This window comes from Bradyrhizobium sp. CIR18 (genome assembly GCF_014198295.1).
Classification (GTDB): domain Bacteria; phylum Pseudomonadota; class Alphaproteobacteria; order Rhizobiales; family Xanthobacteraceae; genus Bradyrhizobium.
The window spans coordinates 49,555-74,394 of the sequence record NZ_JACIHF010000023.1 but is presented as its reverse complement, the minus strand read 5'-3'; the positions used below and the strand labels follow the sequence as shown (position 1 = coordinate 74,394).

23 protein-coding genes are annotated in these 24,840 nt (G+C 65.0%); 8 read left to right on the top strand and 15 right to left on the bottom strand.

All coding sequences use genetic code 11. From position 1 onward, the window contains the following. The first annotated feature begins 238 nt into the window (after positions 1-238). Positions 239-1,756 (top strand): M15 family metallopeptidase, encoded by a 1,518-nt coding sequence (locus GGD65_RS40600; protein ID WP_183238451.1) that lies wholly within the window; start codon positions 239-241, stop codon positions 1,754-1,756. Positions 1,757-1,915: 159 nt separating this feature from the next. Here GGD65_RS40600 and GGD65_RS37540 read toward each other — a convergent pair whose 3' ends face one another. From GGD65_RS37540 to GGD65_RS37515, 6 genes are all read right to left on the bottom strand, one after another. Further along, entirely contained in the window at positions 1,916-2,110 is a 195-nt protein-coding gene (locus GGD65_RS37540; RefSeq protein WP_183238450.1) for a DUF2158 domain-containing protein, read from the bottom strand. A 242-nt stretch (positions 2,111-2,352) separates the two neighbouring features. After that, the gene (locus GGD65_RS37535) at positions 2,353-2,805 is read right to left on the bottom strand and encodes a GNAT family N-acetyltransferase (RefSeq protein WP_183238449.1); all 453 of its coding nucleotides are present in this window, start codon (positions 2,803-2,805) and stop codon (positions 2,353-2,355) included. Between the two features lie 324 nt (positions 2,806-3,129). Beyond that, a complete protein-coding gene (locus GGD65_RS37530; protein WP_183231081.1) occupies positions 3,130-3,864 on the bottom strand; it encodes an HAD family hydrolase in 735 nt (244 codons plus the stop codon). Continuing rightward, on the bottom strand, positions 3,861-4,748 hold the full coding sequence (hemF, locus tag GGD65_RS37525) for an oxygen-dependent coproporphyrinogen oxidase (protein ID WP_026202907.1): 888 nt from the start codon (positions 4,746-4,748) through the stop codon (positions 3,861-3,863). The genes GGD65_RS37530 and hemF overlap by 4 nt, the downstream gene beginning before the upstream one ends. A gap of 134 nt (positions 4,749-4,882) precedes the next feature. Next, positions 4,883-5,515, bottom strand: coding sequence for a 7-carboxy-7-deazaguanine synthase (gene queE / locus GGD65_RS37520; RefSeq protein WP_183238448.1), 633 nt, complete (start codon positions 5,513-5,515; stop codon positions 4,883-4,885). 18 nt (positions 5,516-5,533) lie between these two features. Next, on the bottom strand, positions 5,534-5,992 hold the full coding sequence (locus GGD65_RS37515) for a tRNA (cytidine(34)-2'-O)-methyltransferase (RefSeq protein WP_018323305.1): 459 nt from the start codon (positions 5,990-5,992) through the stop codon (positions 5,534-5,536). Positions 5,993-6,281: 289 nt separating this feature from the next. On the opposite strand from GGD65_RS37515, the gene petA reads away from it, so the two are divergent. The 5 genes from petA to GGD65_RS37490 all read left to right on the top strand — a co-directional run bounded on the left by petA (position 6,282) and on the right by GGD65_RS37490 (position 12,931). Then, on the top strand, positions 6,282-6,812 hold the full coding sequence (gene petA, locus GGD65_RS37510) for a ubiquinol-cytochrome c reductase iron-sulfur subunit (RefSeq protein ID WP_018323306.1): 531 nt from the start codon (positions 6,282-6,284) through the stop codon (positions 6,810-6,812). A gap of 62 nt (positions 6,813-6,874) precedes the next feature. Then, positions 6,875-8,947 carry a cytochrome b/c1 gene (fbcH, locus tag GGD65_RS37505; RefSeq protein WP_018323307.1) on the top strand — a complete coding sequence of 691 codons (2,073 nt, stop codon included), beginning with the start codon at positions 6,875-6,877 and terminating at the stop codon, positions 8,945-8,947. 261 nt (positions 8,948-9,208) lie between these two features. Further along, positions 9,209-9,898 carry a dienelactone hydrolase family protein gene (locus GGD65_RS37500; RefSeq protein ID WP_018323308.1) on the top strand — a complete coding sequence of 230 codons (690 nt, stop codon included), beginning with the start codon at positions 9,209-9,211 and terminating at the stop codon, positions 9,896-9,898. Between the two features lie 318 nt (positions 9,899-10,216). Continuing rightward, positions 10,217-12,382: an anthranilate synthase component I gene (locus GGD65_RS37495; RefSeq protein ID WP_183238447.1), complete on the top strand. Its 2,166-nt coding sequence runs from the start codon at positions 10,217-10,219 to the stop codon at positions 12,380-12,382. A gap of 9 nt (positions 12,383-12,391) precedes the next feature. Continuing rightward, positions 12,392-12,931 (top strand): adenine phosphoribosyltransferase, encoded by a 540-nt coding sequence (locus GGD65_RS37490; RefSeq protein ID WP_018323310.1) that lies wholly within the window; start codon positions 12,392-12,394, stop codon positions 12,929-12,931. Between the two features lie 16 nt (positions 12,932-12,947). On the opposite strand, the gene GGD65_RS37485 is transcribed toward GGD65_RS37490, so the two are convergent. The 9 genes from GGD65_RS37485 to GGD65_RS37445 form a co-directional block, all read right to left on the bottom strand. Continuing rightward, positions 12,948-13,280, bottom strand: a complete 333-nt coding sequence (locus GGD65_RS37485; protein ID WP_183238446.1) for a GIY-YIG nuclease family protein — start codon at positions 13,278-13,280, stop codon at positions 12,948-12,950. An 86-nt stretch (positions 13,281-13,366) separates the two neighbouring features. Further along, positions 13,367-14,035 (bottom strand): hypothetical protein, encoded by a 669-nt coding sequence (locus GGD65_RS37480; RefSeq protein ID WP_028141698.1) that lies wholly within the window; start codon positions 14,033-14,035, stop codon positions 13,367-13,369. A 60-nt stretch (positions 14,036-14,095) separates the two neighbouring features. Next, positions 14,096-14,848 (bottom strand): hypothetical protein, encoded by a 753-nt coding sequence (locus GGD65_RS37475; protein ID WP_018323313.1) that lies wholly within the window; start codon positions 14,846-14,848, stop codon positions 14,096-14,098. A 205-nt stretch (positions 14,849-15,053) separates the two neighbouring features. After that, positions 15,054-16,277: a M48 family metallopeptidase gene (locus GGD65_RS37470; protein ID WP_183238445.1), complete on the bottom strand. Its 1,224-nt coding sequence runs from the start codon at positions 16,275-16,277 to the stop codon at positions 15,054-15,056. Between the two features lie 34 nt (positions 16,278-16,311). Continuing rightward, a complete protein-coding gene (locus GGD65_RS37465; RefSeq protein ID WP_183238444.1) occupies positions 16,312-16,872 on the bottom strand; it encodes a LemA family protein in 561 nt (186 codons plus the stop codon). 138 nt (positions 16,873-17,010) lie between these two features. Then, positions 17,011-17,991, bottom strand: a complete 981-nt coding sequence (locus GGD65_RS37460) for a small ribosomal subunit Rsm22 family protein (RefSeq protein WP_183238443.1) — start codon at positions 17,989-17,991, stop codon at positions 17,011-17,013. 130 nt (positions 17,992-18,121) lie between these two features. Continuing rightward, the gene (gene smc, locus GGD65_RS37455) at positions 18,122-21,586 is read right to left on the bottom strand and encodes a chromosome segregation protein SMC (RefSeq protein WP_183238442.1); all 3,465 of its coding nucleotides are present in this window, start codon (positions 21,584-21,586) and stop codon (positions 18,122-18,124) included. 216 nt (positions 21,587-21,802) lie between these two features. After that, on the bottom strand, positions 21,803-22,459 hold the full coding sequence (locus GGD65_RS37450) for a DsbA family protein (protein WP_179735158.1): 657 nt from the start codon (positions 22,457-22,459) through the stop codon (positions 21,803-21,805). Between the two features lie 139 nt (positions 22,460-22,598). Continuing rightward, positions 22,599-23,090: a DUF721 domain-containing protein gene (locus GGD65_RS37445; RefSeq protein ID WP_018323319.1), complete on the bottom strand. Its 492-nt coding sequence runs from the start codon at positions 23,088-23,090 to the stop codon at positions 22,599-22,601. A 160-nt stretch (positions 23,091-23,250) separates the two neighbouring features. On the opposite strand from GGD65_RS37445, the gene mutY reads away from it, so the two are divergent. Together mutY and GGD65_RS37435 are read left to right on the top strand one after the other, a co-directional pair. Next, positions 23,251-24,369, top strand: a complete 1,119-nt coding sequence (gene mutY, locus GGD65_RS37440; protein WP_183238441.1) for an A/G-specific adenine glycosylase — start codon at positions 23,251-23,253, stop codon at positions 24,367-24,369. 51 nt (positions 24,370-24,420) lie between these two features. Beyond that, positions 24,421-24,840 (top strand): PaaI family thioesterase, encoded by a 420-nt coding sequence (locus tag GGD65_RS37435; RefSeq protein WP_183238440.1) that lies wholly within the window; start codon positions 24,421-24,423, stop codon positions 24,838-24,840.

The window sequence follows — 24,840 nt, the reverse complement described above, 5'->3', positions numbered from 1 at the left end:
GCGCGGCAATGCGTCATCGAATCGCAACCGGGTTGTGAAGCACTTCACAACACAGCTTCAGCGCGTGGCGTAAGCTCAGCGTCATTGAGGCGTGTTGCGGATGCGGCGGGCTCCTCGGCGTGGTCGGCGCTGGCCAGTTCACGACCATGCCCGAGCCATGAAAGCCGCCAGAAGCTGCGCCGCCTAACATTACATATTGCAGAGGCCTTGCATGAGCACGTCGGCGGATCGTCACCGGATGGCAGCCTCCATTCTCAGCTTCGAAGCCCGGCGCGATAAACAGGGACGCCTGACGATCTACAGGCTGCCGGCTGACGACGGTGGAGGAGCATATGAAGTCGCGGGCATCAACGAACGTTTCCATCCCGAAGAAGCACGGATGCTGGCCGATTTGATCGAGGGGGGCCACTTTCAAGAGGCGGAACGGGCGGCCTGCGAAATCATAGCCACTTACACTGATGGTGTGTCGAGTTGGTCGAGAAAGCCGGCGATCGAATGTTACTTGCGAGATTGCTGCTTCAACCGCGGTCCTCGCGGTGCTGCGCGAATACTCCAAAGAGCATTGCATGTTCCTGACAGTGGCGTGATCGATGACGCCGGACGAGCGCTCGTAGCCGCCCGCGAGGACGACACGTTGGAGCTTCTGCAAGACCTGCGCGCTGCGCGCGAACAGTACGAGCGGGATGTCGCGAAACGCAGTGAGACGAGCAAGTTTTGGAAGGGCCTGGTCAACCGGTGGAATAACGCATTGAACGTCGCAAAGAGTTTTATCACCAGCTCAGAGGAGGTTGCATTGACCGATACACAGATCGAAAGCCCCAGGATTCAGCCTCAATCTCGCGGCTTCAGCGCATCACGGGCCGCGACCAATGCAATGCTGTCGAGTGGCGTTGCGGACGCTTCTGCGGAGATCGCGCCAATCGCAGAGATATCCGCTCCATTGACGAGTGAGTCGACGAGGCCCGTTGCTTTGCGTGCGCTTCGGCTCGGCTCGCAGGGACCATTCGTGAAAGCTTGGCAGAGCTTCCTGCAGGGACAGCATTTCGATCCGGGTGGCCTCGACGGAGAGTTCGGCGACAAGACCCAGGCGGCCACGAGTGCGTTTCAGGCGGCAAACGGACTGACGAGCGACGGCGTGGCAGGTCGCGAAACGATGATGAAAGCCATGCAGCTCGGATTTGAGCTCATTGAAGAGCCGGCCGCTGACATGACGGGTTCAAACTTCCCGCCACGGCCGGATTTTCCGCCGCTCGAAAATACGGCCGCGAGACGGGCGGTTTTTGGCGCGTTCAACTTCGTCTCGGAGCCTCGTCCGGATAACCGCGAGAACATCCGGATCCTCGGGACTTGGACCAGGGACAACATCGTGAGCGTTCCCATTCCCCAACTGCGGAAGGCTTTGGGACCGCATGCTCCGGCCTCCATGCAATTCCACAAGCTCGCGGCGGCACAGCTCAAGGCGCTTTGGGAGGAGTGGGAGAGCGCGAGTCTGCTGGATAGGATCCTGTCATTTGACGGAGCTTTCGTGCCTCGCTTCATCAGGGGATCGACGACGCAATTGAGCAACCACGCTTTCGGAAGCGCGTTCGACGTCAATGCCGACGAGAATCCGTTGGGGGCTCGGCCCAAGCTCGTGGGCACGCGCGGAGCGGTTCGGGAGTTGGTCCCGATCGCCAACAAACATGGATTTTATTGGGGCGGGCACTTTGGAAGCCGGCCCGATGGCATGCATTTCGAAATCGCCTTTATCCAATAGGGCGAACGAAATCGCATCGTGCGCAAGTCGCCATCGAACGCGACCTGATAGATCGGGGCCGAGTCCTCGGCCCGATCCTTCATGTTTGTTCTGAGAGGGAGATCCGACGTGCTGGAGCTGAGGCACACCCGATCCAGTTAGGATGCGGTGTAGGCGGGCCTACTCTTCGTCCTCGTCGTCGTCCTCTTCCTCCTCTTCCACCTGCACGAGCACGGCCAGCGGCAGCGTTTCGCGGAACAGGTCGCCTTCCATGCCCATCCAGAGGCAGAGCACCTCGTCTTGCTTCACTTCCGCGACCGTCAGCGGTTGGCCGCCGGATTTCAGCATCACGACATCACCGGCTTTCAAGTCCATGGATTGTCCTTTCTCGCGATCGATCCGGACGGGAGCCTAGCAATTGGTCATGACAGGCCGATCACGCCGGCTGGCCGTGCCGGGAAATTCCAGCGGCGGGTGGGGATCCCGGTCGACACGCGGGGCAATCGCATATGGCAGCGGCTTCCTCCGTGGCCATCCTTTGAGACGCCCGCCGTTGGCGAGCCCTCAAGATGAGGATCGCGTGCGACGCCCGCAGTCGCCAATCGGCAATGATGAAGCTAGCGGTTCGTCAGCAGCAGGAGATGCGGCAGGGCCTCGGTGTCGACGGTCGCGCCCAGGCGCGCGTAGAATTGCATCGCTGACGCGTTGTGTTTCCAGACATCCCAGCCGAGCTTCGTGACGCCGTGATCGGCAGCCCATTCCTTGGCCTTCGTCATCAGCGCTCTGCCGACGCCCTTCCTGCGCGCCTCGGCATGCACCGTGATGTCACTGATGTACATGCCCGCCTGGGCGCTATAGAGCTCGTGGGTCAGGATCCAGGCGATCAGGCCCGCAACGCGATCTTCCAGCAGCGCGACGAAGAGGTGCACGGGCGCATGCTCGCGGACATAGAAGGCGAGATAGCGCTCGAGCGTCAGAGGCGGTGGCGGCTCTTCGATATGGGCCGCCAACGCTTCCGCAAGGCTCCGAACCGCAGCGTAATCGCCCGCCTCAGCTCTACGGATGCTCAATTCCCCACTCACGATGCCGCGCCCTCCCTCGGGGCAAAAGCGCCCGCAGGGGACATCTACGTGCTGGCTTGACGGGGCGTTACGTCAGCAGGCGAAGAAATTTCCCGCACCCGAGCTGCCGTAGGGCGGTGATCTTCTCGCGACGAACGCGGAAACGCGGGCGCGGAAACCAGTCCATCGCAAGTTTCGACGATGACATCATACCCCTGTTTTGGCCGACGGATCAAAGTCGCTTCGAAAAATCCGTAAGCCATTGATCTTGCAGGGGGCCGCTACTGTGCATGGGGTTGTTTTTCGATATTTTGTTATGTGCCCTGCTCAGGGCTAGCCCGGCACCAGCTCGGTCAGCGAGCGGATGATGCGGTCGGGCCTGACCGTCGAGCCTTCGGGCAGGCCGTCGCCGTGCACGTCGATCCAGATCGAATAGATGCCGAGGCGCTGTGGCGTCACCACTTCCCATTCCAGATTGTCGCCGATCATCCAGGTATCCTCCGCGGAAACGCCCAGCGCCTCCATCGCGTGCAGATAGGCGCGCTCCTCCGGCTTGCCGAAGCCGTGCTCGCCTTCGATCTGGATGTGGTCGAAGCGATGGGTCAGCTCGAACCGCTCGACCTTGGCGCGCTGCATGTCGGCGGCGCCGTTGGTGACCAGCGCGAGCTTGATGCCGCGTGCCCTGAACGCGTCGATGGCATCGTGCGCGCCGGGGAAGACGAAGATGGCTTCCTCGCGATAGGTGGTGAAGCGGTCGGCGATGCGATCGGCGAGATCGTCGGGCAGGGCGCGATGGCCGTTTGCGGCGAGCGCGGCGAAGCCGCCGCGCACCGTGAGCCGCCGCGCCTCGCCGAGCTTCATCCGCCAGATCGGCTCCGCAGTCGACCAGAACTGCCGCGCAAAGGCGAGCACTGCGGTTGCGACCTGCGGCGGCGGCAGCGGCGCCAGCTCCTCGGCAAACTCGTTCGCGATCGTGTTCCAGGCGATCTCGGGCCGGCCATAGGCCGACAGGATGGTGTCGTCCATATCGATCAGCATGGCGCGCGGCAGCGGCCTCGAGACAGTCATGGCCACTTCACCTCCGGCGGCATCGATGACAGGATGGAATCCACATTGCCGCCGGTCTTCAGCCCGAAGATGGTGCCGCGATCGTAGAGCAGGTTGAATTCGACATAGCGGCCGCGCCGGATCAATTGCTCCTCGCGGTCCGCGGCGGTCCAGCCCGCCGCGAAATTGCGCCTGACGATGTCAGGATAGATCTTCAGGAAAGCGCGGCCGACGTCTTTGGTGAAGGCGAGGTCGGCGTCCCAGTCGCCGCTGTCGTGCCAGTCGTAGAAGATGCCGCCGATGCCGCGCGCCTCTTTGCGGTGCGGCAGGTAGAAATATTCGTCGCACCATTTCTTGTATTTGTCGTAGTCGGCAACGCCGTTCGGCTGGTTGCAGGCTTGCTTCATCGCGGCGTGGAAAGCGATGCTGTCGGCATCGTCCTGGGTGCGCCGTCGGTCGAGCACCGGTGTGAGATCGGCGCCGCCGCCGAACCAGGCTTTCGTGGTGACCACGAAGCGGGTGTTCATGTGCACGGCGGGCACGTGCGGATTGCGCATATGCGCGATCAGCGAAATGCCGGAGGCCCAGAATTTTGGATCGTCCGCGGCGCCGGGAATCTGCGCGCGAAACTCGGGCGCGAACTCGCCGTGCACGGTCGAGCAGTGCACGCCGACCTTCTCGAACAGGCGGCCATGCATCATCGACATCACGCCACCGCCACCGGCCGCGCCGGTATGGTCGGTGCGTTGCCAGGGCGTGCGCTTGAAGCGGCCGGCTTCGCCCGGATAGAGGCTTTGCGGGGCGTCGTCCTCGAGCCGCTCGAAGCTCGCGCAGATGTCGTCGCGCAAGGCTTCGAACCAGGCGCGGGCGCGGCCCTTGCGGTCTTCGATCGTCGACATGTCCATCTTCATTCCCGGTCGCTTACCACGCGGAGTGTGCCGTAGGGTGGGCAAAAGGCGCCCTTGCGCCGTGCCCACGTCTTCTACCGTCATCTTGAATGGTGGGCACGCTCCGCTTTGCCCACCCTACAAATCTGTCCCTATCGGATGCCGAGCGACTTGTGCGTCTGCACGCTGAGCCGCCATTGCGGATGACGCAGGCAGTAGTCGATCGCGCGCGCGGTGTTCTCGATGACCTCGGGTCCGTCCATCGGCTGCAGCGAGAAGCGCTCGAAGGCGAGGTGCTCGAAGGTCTCGGGTGCGGCGAGGGCCTGCGGATAGACCAGCTTCAGCTCGTGGCCCTGGCGCAGCACCAATTCGCTGCCGCCCTTAGGGCTGACGCAGATCCAGTCGAGCCCGTCCGGCGCTGCGATGGTGCCGTTGGTCTCGACGCCGATCTCGAAGCCGCGGGCGTGGAGCGCCTCGATCAGCGCGGCGTCGACCTGGAGCAGCGGCTCGCCGCCGGTCAGCACCACGTAGCGGTTGGCTGCGGCCGCAGTCCATTGCGCGGCGATGGTGTCGGCGAGCTCCGCGGCCGAGCCGTAGCGGCCGCCGAGGGTGCCGTCGGTTCCGACGAAATCCGTGTCGCAGAACTTGCAGGTGGCCTCAAGACGGTCCGCCTCGCGGCCGCTCCAGAGGTTGCAGCCGGCAAAACGGCAGAACACGGACGCGCGCCCGGCATGGGCGCCTTCGCCTTGCAAGGTCAGGAAGATCTCCTTGACCGCGTAACTCAATCGTCTCTCCTCAATCTGTCAGGCTTGCGGGTTCCGGATCTGCCGCAGCGCCTCGCCGGCGGCCATGGCCGCGGTCATGGCGACATTGAGCGACCGCAGCCCCGCTTTGATCGGGATCACCAGCCGCGCATCCGCGGCCTCGACCACCGCGTCGGTGACACCGGCGCTCTCGCGCCCGAATAGCAGGATGTCCGACGTCTGGTAACGGAAATCGCGGTAGTCGGTGGCAGCTTTCGTGGTGAACAGCAGCAGGCGGTAGCCATGGGCGGCGCGCCAGTCCTCGAATTTGGCCCAGGAGTCGTGCCTGATAAGGCTGACATGATCGAGATAGTCCATTCCCGCCCGGCGGAACAGGCGGTCGGAGACGGGGAAGCCCGCCGGTTCGATGATATGGGCGGCGATGCCCAGGCAGGCGCAAAGCCTGAGAATCGTGCCGGTGTTCTGGGCGATGTCGGGTTGGAAAAGCGCTATCTGCATGGACTGTGCGAGAGCTGTCTCGGGGGCGATGCGGGGCGGAAATGTCTCAATAAAACATCGCCTGCCCGGGAATTCGTGCATTGCACGCTCCCGCGCCGATAGCGGGCTTGCGCTCGCCCGGCAAGGGTGCCAATAGAACGATTCTGGACTGCTGTTTTGCCCGTTTAGAGGTGAACATGCGAAGTTCTGCCGCCGCGGGGGGCCGCGGGCGCCGGCAGCCTTTCCGGGGACCTCATGGGCGCCCCCTGGAGCGGTTCCACCGGTTGCACAAGAAGAAAGGGTTGGAATCGTGACGACAGCGTCTTCGGCGGACCATCCGACACGCCGTGATTTCTTATTCGTTGCAACGGGGGCAGCTGCAGCAGTAGGGGGCGCAGCTGCGCTCTGGCCCTTCATTTCCCAAATGAATCCTGACGCCTCGACCATCGCCGCCGGTGCGCCGATCGAGGTCGATCTCAGTCCGGTCGCCGAAGGTCAGGACATCAAGGTGTTCTGGCGCGGCAAGCCGATCTACATCAGCCACCGCACCAAGAAGCAGATCGACGAGGCGCGCGCCGTCAACGTGGCGAGCCTGCCCGATCCGCAGTCCGACGAGGCCCGGGTCAAGTCCGGCCACGAGCAATGGCTGGTCGTGATCGGCATCTGCACCCATCTCGGCTGCATCCCGATCGCTCATGAAGGCAGCTACGACGGCTTCTTCTGCCCCTGCCATGGGTCGCAGTACGATTCGTCCGGCCGCATCCGCCAGGGGCCCGCGCCCGCGAACCTGCCGGTGCCGCCGTACCAGTTCGTTTCCGACACCAAAATCCAGATCGGCTGAGCCTCGGATCCTCGTCCGAAGCTTCGCGCCGTCTCGTCGTACTATTTCCTCAGGATCGCATCATGAGCGGACCATCCGACTACCAGCCGAGCAATCCGGCCCTGCAATGGATCGAGCGGCGCCTGCCGATCCTCGGCCTCATGCACTCCTCGTTCGTTGCCTATCCCACCCCGCGTAACCTGAACTATTGGTGGACCTTCGGCGCCATCCTCTCCTTCATGCTGGGGATGCAGATCCTGACCGGCGTGATCCTGGCGATGCATTATACGCCGCATGCCGATCTCGCCTTCAAATCGGTCGAACTGATCGTCCGTGACGTGAACTACGGCTGGCTGCTGCGCAACATGCATGCGGTCGGCGCATCGATGTTCTTTGTCGCCGTCTACGTTCACATGTTCCGCGGCCTCTATTACGGGTCCTACAAGGAGCCGCGCGAGGTGCTGTGGATCCTCGGCGTCATCATCTACCTCTTGATGATGGCGACCGGCTTCATGGGCTACGTGCTGCCCTGGGGCCAGATGAGTTTCTGGGGCGCCACGGTCATCACCAACCTGTTCTCCGCCATTCCCTATGTCGGCGAGAGCATCGTGACGCTGCTGTGGGGCGGTTATTCGGTCGGCAATCCGACGCTCAACCGCTTCTTCTCGCTGCATTACCTGCTGCCGTTCCTGATCGCGGGCGTCGTCGTGCTCCACGTCTGGGCGCTGCACGTCGCCGGCCAGAACAATCCTGACGGCGTCGAGCCGAAGACGGAAAAGGACACGGTGCCGTTCACGCCGCATGCGACCATCAAGGACATGTTCGGCGTCGCCTGCTTCATGCTGCTCTACGCCTGGTTCATCTTCTACATGCCGAACTATCTCGGCGACGCCGACAACTACATTCCGGCGAACCCGGGCGTGACGCCGCCGCACATCGTGCCGGAATGGTATTACCTGCCGTTCTACGCGATCCTGCGCTCGATCCCGAACAAGCTTGCCGGCGTCATCGGGATGTTCGGTGCGATCATCATCCTGTGCTTCCTGCCCTGGCTGGACGCAGCGAAGACGAGGTCGTCGAAGTATCGCCCGCTGGCCAAGCAGTTCTTCTGGATCTTCGTCGTGGTCTGCATCCTGCTCGGCTATCTCGGGGCGCAGCCGCCGGAAGGCATCTACGTCATTGCCGGCCGGGTCCTGACGGTCTGCTACTTCGCCTACTTCCTGATCGTGCTGCCACTGCTCTCGCGCATCGAGAAGCCGCGGCCCGTGCCGAACTCGATCTCGGATGCGGTGCTGGCCAAGACCGGCAGCCGATCGACGCCGATGGTTTCGACCGCGATCATGCTGGCGCTCGCCGGTTCGTTGTTCGCAGGCTCGGTCGACAGCGCGAAGGCGTCTGAAGGCAGCGATACGCCCCCGGGCAACAAATGGTCGTTCTCCGGCCCTTTCGGTAAGTTCGACCGCGGCGCGCTGCAGCGCGGCCTGAAGGTCTACAAGGAGGTCTGCGCCAGCTGCCACGGCCTGTCCTATGTCGCCTTCCGCAACCTCGCCGAGCCCGGTGGGCCCGGCTATTCGGTGGCGCAGGCGGCGGCCTTCGCGTCGGACTACAAGGTCAAGGACGGTCCGAACGATGCCGGCGACATGTTCGAGCGTGCGGGGCGTCCGGCGGACTATTTCCCCTCGCCATTCCCGAACGAGCAGGCCGCTCGCGCGGCGAACGGTGGCGCGGCGCCGCCCGACCTCTCCCTGATCACCAAGGCGCGCTCCTATAAGCGCGGCTTCCCCTGGTTCATCTTCGACTTCTTCACCCAGTTCCAGGAGCAGGGCCCGGACTACGTCTCGGCATTGCTGCAGGGCTTCGAGGACAAGGTGCCGGAAGGCGTGACCATTCCGGAGGGCTCGTACTACAACAAGTACTTCCCGGGCCACGCCATCAAGATGCCGAAGCCGCTCAGCGACGGCCAGGTGACCTATGACGACGGCTCGCCAACCACGGTCGCGCAGTACTCCAAGGACGTCACCACCTTCCTGATGTGGACCGCGGAGCCGCACATGGAAGCGCGCAAGCGCCTCGGATTCCAGGTCTTCGTGTTCCTGATCCTGTTCGCGGGCCTGATGTACTTCACCAAGAAGAAGGTCTGGGCCAGCTCGCACTGAGCGCTTTGATGCGACGAGAAATGAAGAAGCCCCCGCGAGGGGGCTTTTTTTGTTGGGTCCGTGTCCGGGACGCGCGAAGCGCGAGCCGGGACCCAGAATGCTCGTAGCTGGGCCCCGGATCGGCAGCGCATCACGCCGCAAGGGGCGGCGCGCTGCGCAGCGTCCGGGGCACGAGAGTTTGTTTGCGCGGTGATTGCGTCATTCGCATGCACCCGCCAAGATGCCGCCAACCGCTCCCCCAAGAACTCATCGGAGGACACCATGGGAACCGCCATCACCTTCAAGCGTCCGGACGGCAAGGAGGCCTCGGGCTATCTCGCCAATGCCGCGCGCGGCAACGCGCCGGGCGTGGTCGTGATCCAGGAATGGTGGGGCCTGTCGGACCAGATCAAGGGCCTGTGCGACCGCTTCGCGCTGGCCGGTTTCGACGCGCTGGCGCCCGATCTCTACAAGGGCAAGGTGGTGCCGTATCACGACACGGACAGCGCCAACAAGGAGATGAACTCGCTCGACTTCATGGACGCCACCACGCAGACGGTACGCGGCGCCGCGCAATATCTGTCGCGTAACGGTGCCAAGGTCGGGCTGACCGGCTTCTGTCTCGGCGGCGCCGTCACCATCATCGGCTCGGTGCATGTACCGGAGCTCGCGGCCGGCGTCGTGTTCTACGGCATCCCGCCGGAGCAGGCGGCCAAGCCCGCCGACGTCAAGATCCCGCTCCAGGCCCATTTCGCCAACAAGGACGATTGGTGCACGCCGGAGCTGGTGGGCGGCTTCGAGAAGGCGATGAAGGCCGCCGGCAAGTCGCTGGAGCTGTTCCGCTATGACGCCGAGCACGCCTTCGTCAACGAGCAGCGCCAGGCCGTGCATGACCGCGAGGCCGCCGAGCTCGCCTGGGGCAGGGCAATCAAGTTCTTCGCCAATCATCTCGGCGGTAACAGCGCAGCCTGACCCAGCCTGTAGCCCGGATGGAGCGCAGCGTAATCCGGGGACTTTCCCTTGTGGCACGAATCCCGGATTGCACTGCGCTCCATCCGGGCTACGGCACCGGGCCACCCTTGACGCCGCCCCCGCGCCATGGTGAGTATCCGCCCATGAGCACCTCCGTCCGCCCAGCCCGTCTTTGGTGGCGCACCTCCTAACGAGGTGGCCGGTGCGATTTTCCTTTCCCAAATCGTCTGAGGTCGCTAACGCAGTGCGGCGGCCTGATCGTTTGTCCTGTGTGGCGTTTCCTCGGCAAGTCTCGTAAGAGGACCCCAAGAGGATCACATGAACAGGACAGTCTTTGCCCTCCCGGCCAGAAGTGAGTACGCGACCCGCGCGGGTCTCGCGATCACGCGCGTGGCGGAGCAGTTCACCGGCGGCGCCAACAGGCTCGACGATCTCGTCAGCCTGCTCGACCGCCGCCGCGGCGTGGTGCTTTCCTCAGGCACGACCGTGCCCGGCCGCTACGAGAGCTTCGACCTCGGCTTCTCCGATCCGCCGCTCAAGCTCGAGACATCAGGCGTCAATTTCAAGCTGGAAGCGCTGAACGAGCGCGGGCAGGTGCTGATCGCCTTCCTGGTCGATGTGCTGCGCGAGCCCTGCGTCGTCATCTCCGAGAAGACGGCGACGCGGCTTGCCGGCCACATCATCCGCGGCGATGCGCCGGTCGAGGAAGACCAGCGTACGCGGCGCGCCAGCGTGATGTCGCTGGTGCGCGATCTCGTCGCCGCCTTCTCGGCCAATGACGACGGGCTGCTCGGCCTGTTCGGCGCCTTCGCCTACGACCTGGTGTTCCAGATCGAGGACCTCGTGCAGAAGCGCGCGCGCGAGCAGGACCAGCGCGACATCGTGCTCTACGTCCCCGATCGCCTGCTGGCCTATGACCGCGCCACCGGCCGCGGCGTGGTGCTCTCGTACGACTTTGCCTGGAAGGGCAAATCCACCGAGGGCCTGCCGCGCGAGACCGCCGAGAGTCCTTACCTGAAGACACCGCGCCAGGGTTTTGCCGATCACGCGCCCGGCGAGTATCAGGCAACCGTCGAGACCGCGCGTGCGGCCTTCGCCCGCGGTGATCTCTTTGAAGCGGTGCCTGGGCAGCTGTTCGCCGAGCCTTGCGATCGTTCGCCGGCCGAAGTCTTCCAGCGCCTCTGCGTCATCAACCCGTCGCCCTACGGCGCGCTGATGAATCTGGGTGAGGGCGAATTTCTCGTCTCCGCCTCGCCGGAAATGTTCGTGCGCTCGGACGGGCGCCGGGTCGAGACCTGCCCGATCTCGGGCACGATCGCGCGCGGCACCGATGCGATCGGCGATGCCGAGCAGATCCGCCAGCTCCTGAACTCGGAGAAGGACGAGTTCGAGCTCAACATGTGCACCGACGTTGACCGTAACGACAAGGCGCGCGTCTGCGTGCCCGGCACGATCAAGGTGCTGGCGCGGCGCCAGATCGAGACCTATTCAAAGCTCTTCCACACCGTCGATCATGTCGAGGGCATGCTGCGCCCCGGCTTCGACGCGCTCGATGCCTTCCTCACCCACGCCTGGGCGGTGACGGTGACCGGCGCACCCAAGCTCTGGGCGATGCAGTTCGTCGAGGATCACGAGCGCTCGCCGCGCCGCTGGTATGCCGGCGCGATCGGTGCGGTGAATTTCGACGGCAGCATCAATACCGGCCTGACCATCCGCACCATCCGCATGAAGGATGGTCTCGCCGAAGTGCGCGTCGGCGCCACATGCCTGTTCGATTCCGATCCGGCCGCCGAAGACCGCGAATGCCAGGTCAAGGCCGCCGCGCTGTTCCAGGCGCTGCGCGGCGATCCGCCGAAGCCATTGTCGACCTTTGCGCCGGATGCGACCGGCTCGGGCAAGCGGGTGCTGTTGATCGATCATGACGACAGCTTCGTGCACATGCTCGCCGATTATTTCCGCCAGGTCGGCGCCGACGTCACCGTGGTCCGCCATGTGCATGCGCTCGACATGCTCAAGCGGAAGACATGGGATTTGCTGGTGCTGTCACCGGGTCCCGGCAGGCCGGAAGATTTCGGGATCAAGACAACGATCGACGCGGCGCTGGAGAGGAAGCTGCCGGTGTTCGGCGTCTGCTTGGGCGTGCAGGCGATCGGCGAATATTTCGGCGGCGAGCTCGGCCAGCTCACCCATCCCGCCCATGGCCGGCCCTCGCGGGTGCAGGTGCGCGGCGGGCGCTTGATGCGCAATCTGCCGAACGAGATCGTCATCGGCCGCTATCACTCGCTTTATGTCGAGCGCGACAGCATGCCGGAGGTGTTGTCCGTCACAGCCAGCACCGAGGACGGTGTCGCCATGGCGCTGGAGCACAAGACGCTGCCGGTCGCCGGCGTGCAATTCCACCCGGAATCGCTGATGTCGCTCAGCAATGAGGTGGGCTTGCGTATTGTTGAAAACGCGTTCCGGTTGGATGCGCGTGTCGATTGAGAGGCACCAATGACCTTTGACCACGATATCAAGGCGAGCGTCCGGACCATCCCCGACTATCCCAAGCCGGGGATCATGTTCCGCGATATCACGACCCTGCTCGCGGACGCGCGCGCGTTCCGCCGCGCGGTGGACGAGCTCGTCAATCCCTGGGCCGGCAACAAGATCGACAAGGTCGCCGGCATGGAGGCACGCGGCTTCATCATCGGCGGTGCGGTGGCGCACCAGCTCTCTGCCGGCTTCGTGCCGATCCGCAAGAAAGGCAAGCTGCCGCACACCACCGTGCGCATCGCTTACTCGCTCGAATACGGCATCGACGAGATGGAGATGCATGTCGACGCCATCCAGCCCGGCGAGCGCGTCATCCTGGTCGACGACCTCATCGCCACCGGCGGCACCGCGGAAGGCGCGGTGAAGCTGCTGCGCCAGATCGGCGCCAACGTCGTCGCCGCCTGCTTCATCATCGACTTGCCCGAGCTCGGCGGCGCCGCCAAGCTGCGCGCCATGGACGTGCCAGTGCGCACGCTGATGACGTTCGAGGGACACTGAGAGGTCGCCGCGATCTTCAGATCGCCTCGGCCTTCAGTTCATCCCGCCAATGCAGCAGGCGCTCCTTCAGGAGTGCGTTCCTGACATAGGCGGTTTCCTCATCCTCCAGGCGCTCGCATTCGCCAAAGGTCAGGCCGGCCTCGCCATTCGCATTCCAGGCAGCCTGGAGGCTGCGGCAGGCGTGGCTGCCTTGGCGTAGCGAGAACCAGATGCGGTTCTGGATCGTCTCGAGGTTCGGCGCCTGGCCGACCCAGGCCTCGCCGGAGGCCGCACAGCGGACGACATAGACGCCCGCGATGGTCTTTCGCTCCTTGTAGGCGGCGATCGCTGCTTTCCGGTCGATGCTCACGGTGACAGGCCTTGCGGAGGGGATACCGATGTCCGCCTCAATAAGCCCGCTTCAACCCGCAGTCAATATTATCCGGGTGAAATTATCTAGGATCGCTGCAGGATCAAACTGAGCTCGAGCTCGCGGAAGGCAAAGTAATTCCGCCGGGTCCATTGGTGCAGCTCGGTCGACGCGTCCTTCTCCTGGCGCAGATAGCCGGTGAAGGAGAAGTTCAGCCGGTCGACATAGGTCTTGAGGAAGCCGGGCAAGGCCGGCAGGCGGAACAGGCGGCCGCCGGCCATCGCGGCCGGCAGCTCGCCGCGCACGACATATTCATTGTCGACGGTGATCAGGTTCATCCGCGGGATCTGCCCGCGCAGCATCTCGTGGGCGCGGGCCGAGGCGCGGTCGGTGTCGGCGACGAACAGGATTTGAGGCGCGACATGGCGGCGGGCGGCCTCCTTCAAGAGGCCGATCTCGTCGGTCATCTTGAAGAACTCGTCGAAGGCGTGGAAGCCGAGGTCGATCACCTTGGCCATGCCGTCATCGACGATGACGCGGTCCATCAGCTGCATCTTGCCGTAGGTATCGATCACGTCGGCGGTCTCCGTGATCTTTGGCAGGTAGTCGAGCAGCGACGGTTCCTTCAGATTGACGTCGAAGGCCGCGACATTGCCGTTCTTGAGCAGCAGAAATTCGGCAAGCAGCCGCGCCAGCAGTGTCTTGCCGACCTGCGGGCGGGGCGAGCAGATGATGTAGACGGGCGTTGCGGGCATCGGCAGCTATATCAGTCGAACCTGGCGACCAATCCAGCCGTATCAGCCCTGCTTGCGCAACTATTTTTCGCTGTTTCGGGTGACGGGCTTCGAACCCACGATGTCAGTCAGCCGGATCCGGTCGAACTCGCTCCAGACATTCGCCAGCCAGTGCCGGACATAGCCGCGCAGCACGAAGGAATAGTTCGCGGCCTCGTCGCTGATGCCCTTGTTGGCGACGAATTTCAGGAACGGGACGGAGGACACTTCGACCTGCTCATAGGCCATTTCGTTGAGCTTGGGGATGGTCAGCTCGGTCGCGTCCTTAATGCGGTGGAAGTAGGAATTGTAGGTCGCCTGGTCCCATTGGAAGAACTGGGTGTCGTTGATGAAGTTCTTCACCAGGAAATATTTTGCGCCGGTCATGAAGCCGGCGGTCTCGGCGATCTCCTCCAGCGAGGCGATCGAGGGTCCGAGGATGTGGAACACCGCGAAGGTGATCTGGCCGGCCTTGGCGGCGTCGAGGAAGCCGATGTCGCGCAGCGAAGCCAGCGCAGGCGAGAGCAGGCCCGCGCGAACGTCGATCACGGTCACCGACGGGCTCACCGCGTTAAGTGTGTCGAAGATCTTCATCTGGTCCGATGTCGTCGTCATGTCGACGATCTCGGTGATGTCGGGGTGGAAGCGCTTCAGGGTTCCGCGCGGCGATTCCGTGTCGAAGGCGCGCGTCGGCACGTTGTTGGCGGAAAAATAATCGAGCAAGGTCCGCGACACCGTGGTCTTGCCGACCCCGCCCTTGTCCGCGCCCACCACAACCACTGCCGGCTTTGCCATTGCTGTCCCCTAACGCGCCCCCGATCGCGAGGTCGCAATCGGCCGGGCCCCAAATCGATGTCCCAAGGATGTCCCAAGTCTGCTGTTGGGCGCGAACATGGCAGAAACAAGGGAGAATTCAAATCCTCGGCATGTCGATACGGCAATTCCCGAAGTTTTTCCCAATCGCGGCGAAACCCGCCGCGCATGGCAGGACATCGCGTGCTTAATGACGGCCCCAGGGACCCATGAGATTGCCTGTAGGCTTGCTGCTCGCGGTCTCTGAGGAGCCGGGTGCGGGCAGGGGCGGCGGAGGAGCGGCCGGGCCGCTGGCGTCGTCCCACGGGCCATGACGCAGCGGCGGTGGGGCGTCCTGCGGGTCAGCTTGCGCCTCGGGCTCCTCCGTTTCCTCGGCCAGCGGCCGCGGGCCAGGATCGTGGCCGCCGGCAAACTTGACCAGCGCGTCGACCCGGGACTGCACGGATGGGTGGGTCGCGAACAGATCGGCAAAGCCCTCACGGGGATTGTCGACGCAGAGCTCCATCACGGCCGAGGTCGCGCCGGGAAGCTCGCCGCGATTCTCGATCTTGCGCAGCGCCGAGATCATCGCATCGGGGTCTTTCGTCAGCTCGACGGAGCCCGCGTCGGCGAGATATTCGCGCGAACGTGACAGTGCGAGCTTGACCACCTGGGACAGCAGCCAGGCCACCACGATCAGCACGATCGCGATGATGATCACGATTACCGCGCCGCCGCCGGAACTCTTGTTGTCGCTCGACGAGGAGGACGACCGCGACGACGAGGAGGAGCCCGAGGACCATGAGCTGCCGGAGCCGGAGCTCCAGTTGAAATTGGTGAACAGGCGGAAGAACAATTCGCCGAAGAAGCCGACCACGCCGGCGATGATGACGGCGACCACCATCAGCTGCACATCGCCGTTCTTGATGTGGGTCAGCTCGTGGCCCAGCACCGCCTCGATCTCCTTGTCGTTCAGGGCATCGAGGAGACCCGTGGTGACGGTGATCGAATATTGCCGCGGATTGAGGCCGGTCGCGAACGCGTTCAGCGCCGGGCTCTCCATGATCTTCAGCCTCGGCATGGTGATGCCCCGCGAGATGCAGAGGTTTTCCAGTAGATTGTAAAGCCGCGGCTCCTCCTGCCTCGTGACGTCGTGGCCGCCGGTCACCGCGTCGATCATCGACTGGTGGAAGAAATAGGCGATCACGACCCAGACCGCCGCTACGATCGTCGCAACCGGTGCGGCCACGATCAGATCGTGGAGGGCGCGCCTCAGGTAATAGACGACGGTCTCATTGCCGTTGATGACGACTTCGGCGACCAGCGCGCCAGCATAGACCAGCACGTAGACCAGCATGAACAGGCCGGCGAGCAGCAGCATCGAACGAAACTTGTTCGAGGCGATGTGCGTGTAGAGACCATACGCGGCCATGACGCGGGTGCCCTGCCGGCCTATCGGCTCAAGATCAGAACTTCACCTGCGGCGCGGCCTCGACCTCGGTGCGGCTGGCGCCGAGATCGAAGAAGTCCTTCCTGGTGAAGCCGAACATGCCTGCGAACAAGGCGGCGGGCAGCTGCTGGATGCCGGTGTTGTATTCCTGGACCGCGTTGTTGAAGAAGCGGCGGCTCGCCGCGATCTTGTTCTCGAGGTCGGAAAGCTCGGATGCGAGTTGCTGGAAATTGGCGTTGGCCTTGAGGTCGGGATAGGCCTCCGATAGCGCGATCAGCCGGCCGAGCGCGCCGGACAGCTGGTTCTCGGCCACGGAAACCTGCGCCGGTCCTTGCGCCGACATCGCCGAATTGCGTGCCTTGATGACGTCGTCGAGCGTGCCGCGCTCATGCGAGGCATAGCCCTTCACCGTCTCGACCAGGTTCGGGATCAGGTCGTGGCGCTGCTTGAGCTGCACGTCGATATCGGCGAAGGCCTGGCCGACGCGCTGGCTCAGCGCCACCAGGCGGTTGTAGGCGCTGAAGGCGAACAGCGCGAGGACGACGATGACGCCGAGAACGATCCAGCCGGTCGACATGGAGAACTCCTGAAGGGGGAAGAAGGCAGGCGCTAGCCTAGACCAAATTGGCGCAGGATGAGAGCCCGGCGCAGAGGGGAGGTAAGACTTGGTCGAATGTGGAGCCGCCCGCGTTCAAGGCAAAAGTCCGGAACGAGGTTAACTTTCGGACAGAATAGCGTCACCCCAGCGCCAGCGGCGTGCCCCAGCATAGGCGGCCTTGTCCCGACGAGGCACCCTTGTGATGGCGACGCCATCCTCGGTGCAGAGCTTGGCCGTGATCTCGGCCTTGCCGACATCCGGGGGCGCCAGCACGCGCGCGGCACGGGTAGTCGGCGGCATTCGGGTCAGCGCGACGTAGATAAGACGCTCGTCCTCGAACGGCACCTCGGCGCCCTTGATCTGGCGGTGCGCCTGCGAGCGCGGCAGGCGCTGGCTGAAATGGCACCAGTCCGGCGCGGTGAGTGGGCAGGGCCTTTCGTGCGGGCAGGGGGCGGCGACGTAAGCGCCAGCCGCGATCAGCTGCTGCCGCAGGGCGAGGATGCGCGCGGTGCCGGCGGGCGTGCCGGGCTCGATCACGACCAGCGCGTGGCGCGCTTTCGCCCACATGGCCTCCGCGAGCTTGCGTTGGTCGCTTTCGACCAGTTCGCCGATGACGTAGCTGGCGACGACGAGATCGGCTGACGAGACTTCAGTGAGGTTGCCGCCGGCATCGCCGGGCAGATAGCGGCACTCCGCCAGGCGTGAGCTGTCGCGCGCCAGTTCGAGCGCAAGCCGGCTCAAGGTGGCGTTGGCGTCGAGCAGGGTAAAATCCTGCAGCGATGGAAAGGCTTCCGCAGCGGCCCAGCTCGCGGTGCCCGGACCTGCGCCGACATCGAGCAACGTTTCCGGGGCGAGATCGGGCACAATCTTGGTGAGCGCATTGAGGCTGGCGGCCACGGCCGCGTAGGTCGCCGGCATGCGCGCCAGCGCATAGGCGAGCGCATCGGCGTCCGACTTGATCGTGCCGGAGCCGCCGCCGGCGCGGTAGGCGGTCGAGATTTTCTGCGACCGTTGTGCAGCGTCGGTGCGGGAGAAGCCCTGCAGCTTGCCGTCGAGGGCGGCCTTGAGTTCGGCGGGGAGGGTGGGGGCTATCATCATCCGCAGTCATGCCCCGCGAAGGCGGGGCATCCAGTACTCCGAGACAGTGCCGTCGACCGAGGAGCCGCGGCGTACTGGATCATCCGCCTTCGCGGATGATGACGTCAATGGGTGTGGAACGACCGCAGCGTCACGCCACGTTCTGGTCGAGGATGTCCACCGCCTCTGACAGGCTGACCGACACCAGCTGCGAGACGCCGCGCTCGGCCATGGTGACGCCGAACAACCGGTTCATCCGCGCCATCGTGATCGGATTGTGCGTGATGATGATGAAGCGCGTGTCGGTCGAGCCGGTCATCTCGTGCAGCAGGTTGCAGTACCGTTCGACGTTGTGGTCGTCGAGCGGCGCGTCGACTTCGTCCAGCACGCAGATCGGCGAGGGGTTGGTCAAGAACACCGCGAAGATCAGCGCCATCGCGGTCAGGGCCTGCTCGCCGCCCGAGAGCAGCGACAGCGTCTGCGGCTTCTTGCCCGGCGGTTTCGCAATGATTTCGAGGCCGGCTTCCAGCGGGTCGTCGCTCTCGATCAGGTGCAGCGCCGCTTCGCCGCCGCCGAACAGCTCGACGAACAGGCGCTTGAAGTGGTTGTTGACCACCTCGAATGAGGTCAGCAGCCGCTCGCGCGCCTCCTTGTTGAGGCTCTGGATGCCCTGGCGCAGACGCTTGATCGCTTCGACCAGGTCGTCGCGCTCGGTGACGAGGCCGGTGTGCTGGGTCTCGACCTCGCGCAGCTCCTCCTCGGCGCGCAGATTGACGGCGCCGAGGCGCTCGCGGTCGCGGCGCATCTTCTCGAGGTCTTCCTCGATGTCGTGCAGCGGCGGCAGCTCCGCACCGGGCTCGAGTTCGGCGAGGCCGGCGACGGCTTGCGGCTCGACTTCGAGCATGTCGCGGATCTCGCGCTCGATGTCCTCGAGCCGGCGGCGGGCGCCTTCCATGCGCTCCTCGGCGCGGGCGGTGGCCTCGCGGGAACTGGAAAGCGCCTCCAGCGTCAGCTTGGCGACGCGGTCGGTCTCGGCCATCGCGCTTTCGGCGGTGGCGAGTGCGTCGGCGGCCATGCGGCGGTCGTTCTCGGCGTATTCGATCTCGGTGATCAGCGCGCTGCGCTTCTCGGCGAACACTTGCGGCGCGTTTTCGAGCTCGCTGCGCTCGATCGTGAGCTCGGCGATACGGGCCTGGATGGTGTCGATGTGGGAGGCCGCGCTCTCCTTGCGGTTCTGCCACTCGGTGCGTTCGGCGAGGATCGCCTGGACGCGGCGGTCGGCAAGCTCAGCCTCGCGTGCCAGCGCCTGCGCTTCGGCGCGGACCTGCGCGGCCATGCGGCGGTGGCCTTCGATGTCGCTGCGGACGGCGGCGAGACGGGTCTCGGTGTCCTCGCTCGACGGCAGCTCGCTGATGCCGGCCTCGGCATATTCGTAGGCGGCTTCGGCCTCGGCGCGGTCGGCGGCGAGACGGCTGTGCGCTTCCGACAGTGTTGCCTTGCGCGCGGCATGGCGGCTGATCTCGCGCTCGGCGGTGGCATGACGCTCGCGCGCGACGTTGAGCTCGCGCTGCGCGGCGCGCCAGGCTTCGCGGCTGGCACCTTCGGTGCTCGCTGCCATCTGCAATTCGGACTCGGCGTTCTCCAGCGCCTGGCGCTTGATCTGCGCGTCGATGCGGGCCTGCTCCAGCTCGTTCTCGATGTCGACGAGGCGGGCGCGCTCGGCCAGGCGCCTCGCTGCGCCGGTCGGGGCGTGAGCGGCCGCGACAAAACCGTCCCAGCGCCAGACGTCGCCCTCGGGCGAAACCAGCCGCTGGCCGGTCTTGAGCTGAGAGACCAGCTCGGCGCCGCGCTCGCGCGGCACCACGCCGATCTGGGCGAGGCGGCGAGCCAGCTCGGCCGGCGCCTGCACATGGTTGGCGAGCGGAACGGCGCCTTCGGGCAGCTCCGGATCGCCGTCGGTCTGTCCGACATTGGTCCAGCGCATCGGCGCCGACGGGTCGATCGGGGCATCGAGATCGTCGCCGAGAGCGGCGCCGATCGCCTTTTCAAAGCCCTTGTCGACGGTGATGCCGTCGATGATCGGCGGCCACAGATTCTTGGTCTCGCCGTTGAGGATCTTGGAGATCGTGCGCGCCTCGGTTTCGAGCCGCTGCGCGCGCTTGTCGGCCTCGACCAGCGGCGAGCGCGAGGATTCCAGCGTTTGGCGTGCCGCGACGTGCGCGGCTTCGCTCGCCTGCGCTGCGGCTTCCGAGGCGGCCAGTGTTTGCTCCGCGGTCTCAACCGACGCGGTCAGCTCGTCGAGATCGCCGAAGCCGCCGGTCTCGGCGGCAAGCTTCTGCTCTTCGGCGGCGACGTTCGCGATCTCCTGGTCGAGACGGGCCAGCTTGTCGCGGTGGGTGCGGACGTTGGCCTCGAGCTGGTTGCGCTTGGCGGTGAGGTCGGCCAGCGCAGTGGTGAGCTCGGCGAACTGCTGCTCGGTTTCGGTCAGCACCGCCTCGGCTTCGCCGACGCGCTCGTCGACGCCCGAGCGCTTCTCGACGCGCGACTTGATCTCTTCCTTCAGCTCGGAATCTTCGGTGTCGAGCCGCTGCAGCGCGACGTCGGCGTCCATGGTCTGCTGCTGAGCACGGGAGATGTCGCCTTCGAACTGGGCGAGACGACGCTCGAGCTCGGCGACGCGCTCCTTGGCGCGCTCCTCCTCGCGGTCGAGCAGCTCGCGCGCATTGGTCAGGCGCTGCAAGCCTGCAGCGGCGCGCGCCTCGGCATCGCGCAGCGCCGGCATTTCGGCGGCGCGGATCGCCTGGATGCGGGCGGCTTCGGCCTGGTGCTGGGTGCGCTCGGCCATCTCGCGCACCGCGAGATCATGAGTCTGGCCGGATTCGTTGACGTCGGCATGGGCGCCGATCCAGCGCAGATGGAACAGAGTAGCTTCGGCCTTGCGGACCTTGGCCGCGACCTCGCGGTAGCGCACGGCCTGGCGAGCCTGCTTCTTCAGGCCTTCCATCTGGCCTGCGAGCTGGCCGATCACGTCCTCGACGCGGGTCAGGTTGGTTTCGGCCGCCTTCAGCCGCAGCTCGGCCTCGTGGCGGCGGGCATGCAGACCGGCGACGCCGGCGGCGTCTTCCAGCACGCGGCGGCGCTGTTCGGGCTTGGCCTGGATGATCTCGCCGATCTTGCCCTGGTGGACGAGGGCCGGCGAACGCGCGCCGGTGGCGGCATCCGCAAACAGGATCTGCACGTCGCGGGCACGCACGTCGCGGCCGTTGATGCGATAAACCGAGCCGGCTTCGCGCTCGATGCGGCGGGAGATTTCGAGCAACTGGCTGTCGTTCATCGCCGCCGGCGCAGTGCGATCGGCATTGTCGATCGTCATCGTCACTTCGGCGTGGTTGCGCGCGGGACGGTTGCCGGAGCCGGCGAAGATCACCGCGTCCATGTCGGCGGCGCGCAGCGACTTGTACGAGGTCTCACCCATCGCCCAGCGCAGCGCTTCGACGAGGTTCGACTTGCCGCAACCGTTGGGTCCGACCACGCCGGTCAGGCCGGGCTCGATGACGAAGTCCGTGGGCTCAACGAAGGACTTGAAGCCGTGAAGGCGCAGGCGGGTGATTTTCATAAGCACGCATCTCTGTTGGCAGGCGCGAATCCCCTGCCGGGACAATACCATGGAAGGCAGTGTCGCTATCCGGGCGAGTCGCGCGAGGCGCCTCATGCGGCTGGACAATGGCCGCGGTGCGCCGCGAGGGCAACCGGCGAAAGCCGCTTTTCCCAAGGGATTTATGCCGGGAAAGATACGGCTTTCGAGATGCGAATCAGGATCTTGACGAGCGAATCAGCTCTTCAGCAGCGGATTGATCTTCTTGGCGAACTCCTCGAACGAGGTCTCGCCCTTGATCTTCTCGCCGTTGATGAAGAAGGTCGGCGTCGAATCCACCTTCAGAACGTCGCTGGCATATTTCTGGTCGGCGGCGATCTTGTCGAGCAGCGCCTGATCCTTCAGGCAGGCCTCGACCTGCTGCTGGGTAAGGCCAGCCTGCTTGCCGATCCGCGTCAGGGTCTCGGTGGTGTTCTTCACCACCCAGTCGTTCTGCTGGCGGAACAGCATGTCGGTGACCGCGAAGTATTTCGGCCCGTCGCCATTGGCGATGCAGCGGGACAGCATCGAGCCGGCGGCGGCTTTGATGTCGAGCGGGAACTCGCGGAAGATGTACTTCACCTTGCCGGTGTCGATGTATTCCTTCTTGATCTTCGGGAACACCTGCTCGTTGAAGGCGGCGCAATGCGGGCAGGTCATCGAGGCGTATTCGGTGATGGTGACGGCGGCGTCGTTCGGGCCGAGCGCCATGTCGGGCAGCGATACCGGCTTGGCGACGTCGGCGGCCGACTGCGCCATGGCCTCGGAGACGAACTGCAGCGGCGAGAGCCCGGCGAGCGCGGCAAGCCCGGTCAGCGACAGCATCGTAGTGAAGGCGCGGCGGGTGATGATCAAGGTCGGCTCCCGAATTGGCAAAAATCTCGCCCCAGGGGTCCATGAAGTTCCCGCCCGGGCGGCCTGTCGCTAGCTTGAAACGTAGCTTGAGGCAATGGCGAGCGGTAGAGACGGGTCCAGATTGACCGCGAAATAAGGCTCAATTTCGCTTGATGGCGGCCCCCAGCCGCGCCAGCGCCGTCTTCAGTTGTTCATCTTCGATGTCACCAAGGCTCTCCGCCACCTTGGCCACCGATTTGGGATCGGGCGGGCCGGGCCGCACCGGCCGCCGGGGGCGCGACAGCGGAGCCTGGCGGAAGGCGAGCTTGCCGACCGCGCTCCAGCCGAAGAAGCGGTTGACGCGCTCCAGGATCACGTCGGCGGAATGCTGGATCTCCAGCGCCATCGGCCCCTCCACCCGCAGCACCAGGGTCGCCGGCTCCTGCGGCTGGCCCTCCACCGGGCGCGGCCATTGCATCTTCAGCGGCTCGGCATGGGCCGCGATCTCCGGACCTGCAATCTGCGCCCACCGCGTCACCAACTCGCGCGCCGCAAACCCCTGCTTGGCATAGGCCTCGGCAAAGACGTCGTTGAGCAGGATGCCCAGCGGCTTGGCGCTGAGGGGACCGGGTTTGGGAGGGAATTTGGACATGGGTCCTTATAGCACCATGCGCGACGTGTCAGGAACTGACGCCGTCATGACCGGGCTTTGTCCCGGCCATCCACGTCTCGCCACGAAGAAAGACGTGGATGCCCGCGACAGGCGCGGGCATGACGTGGAGAGACTGATGCGTTGCAGCTAGAGTGAAGGCATGAGCCCTAGATCTGCCCTCAAGGCCAAGCCGGAACCAGTTCAGTCGAAAGTCTCATCGCGTCCGACGCTCCTGCTCCAATGGTACGACCGCCACCGGCGCCGGTTGCCGTGGCGGGCCGCGCCCGGCGAGACGTCGGACCCATACCGCGTCTGGCTGTCGGAGATCATGCTGCAGCAGACCACGGTGAAGGCGGTCGGGCCCTATTTCGAAAAATTCGTCGCGCGCTGGCCGGATGTCACTGCGCTCGGACGGGCCTCGCAGGATGATGTGCTGCGGATGTGGGCCGGGCTCGGCTATTACTCGCGCGCGCGCAACCTGTACGCCTGCGCGGTCGCGGTGACACGCGAGCATGGCGGCATCTTTCCCGACACCGAGGAGGGGCTGCGTGCGCTACCGGGCATCGGGCCGTACACGGCGGCGGCGATCGCGGCGATTGCCTTCGATCGCCACACGATGCCGGTCGACGGCAATATCGAGCGGGTGGTGTCGCGGCTCTTTGCAGTTGAAGATGAGCTCCCGCAGGCGAAACCTCTGATCCAGCAATTGGCGGCGACGCTGCTTGCAAACTCCCGCGCCGGCGACAGCGCGCAGGCGTTGATGGATTTGGGCGCCTCGATCTGCACGCCGAAAAAGCCGGCCTGCTCGTTGTGTCCGCTGAACGAGGATTGCATCGCGCGCGCGCAAGGCACGCAGGAGACCTTTCCGCGCAAGGCGCCGAAGAAGAGCGGAACGCTGCGGCGCGGAGCGGCCTTCGTCGTCACACGCGGCGAGGAACTGCTGGTCCGCAGCCGGCCCGAAAAGGGCCTGCTCGGTGGCATGACCGAAGTGCCCGGCTCGGATTGGCTCGCCGGCCAGGACGATGCGGCGGCGAAGCTGCAGGCGCCGGCGCTGAAGGGGCTGTCGCGCTGGCAGCGCAAAATGGGCGTCGTCACCCACGTCTTCACGCATTTTCCGCTGGAGCTGGTGGTCTACACGGCGAAAGCCGCAGCCCGCACCCGCGCGCCCGAGGGCATGCGCTGGGTGCCGCTCGCCACCCTTAGGGACGAGGCGCTGCCCAATGTCATGCGCAAGGTCATCGCGCACGCGCTCAACCTTTCAGCGGGCTCGTCCTCCTGACAGTACGCTGGCAGCAGCGCTAAGCTATCGGGTGCGAAACGGAGGCCGCCAATGGTCAAGACCGCGCTCGACAATTTTCCAAGGCCACCCTGTGCGGAGCTGTTGGGATGGCGCCTGCTCGATGCCCGTCCCGAGGAGGGCTGGATCAAGCTCGGCTTCGAGGGCAAGCCGGAGTTCTGCAATCCGGCAGGCTTCATCCAGGGCGGCATGCTCTCGGCCATGCTCGACGACACCATGGGCCCGGCGGTGCTGGTGATGAGCGAGGGCCGGCTCTATACCACCACCATCAGCATGACCGTGAATTTCCTCAGCCCCGCCAAGCCCGGTCCGATCATCGGGGAGGCGACGGTGACGCAGCTCGGCAAGACGATCGCGTTCGTCGAGGCCAAGCTGACGGCTGCGGACGGCACCTTGCTGGCAACGGCAAGCGCGACCGAGCGGTTGCTGGAAGCGGCGAGGGTGGTGCGGTAG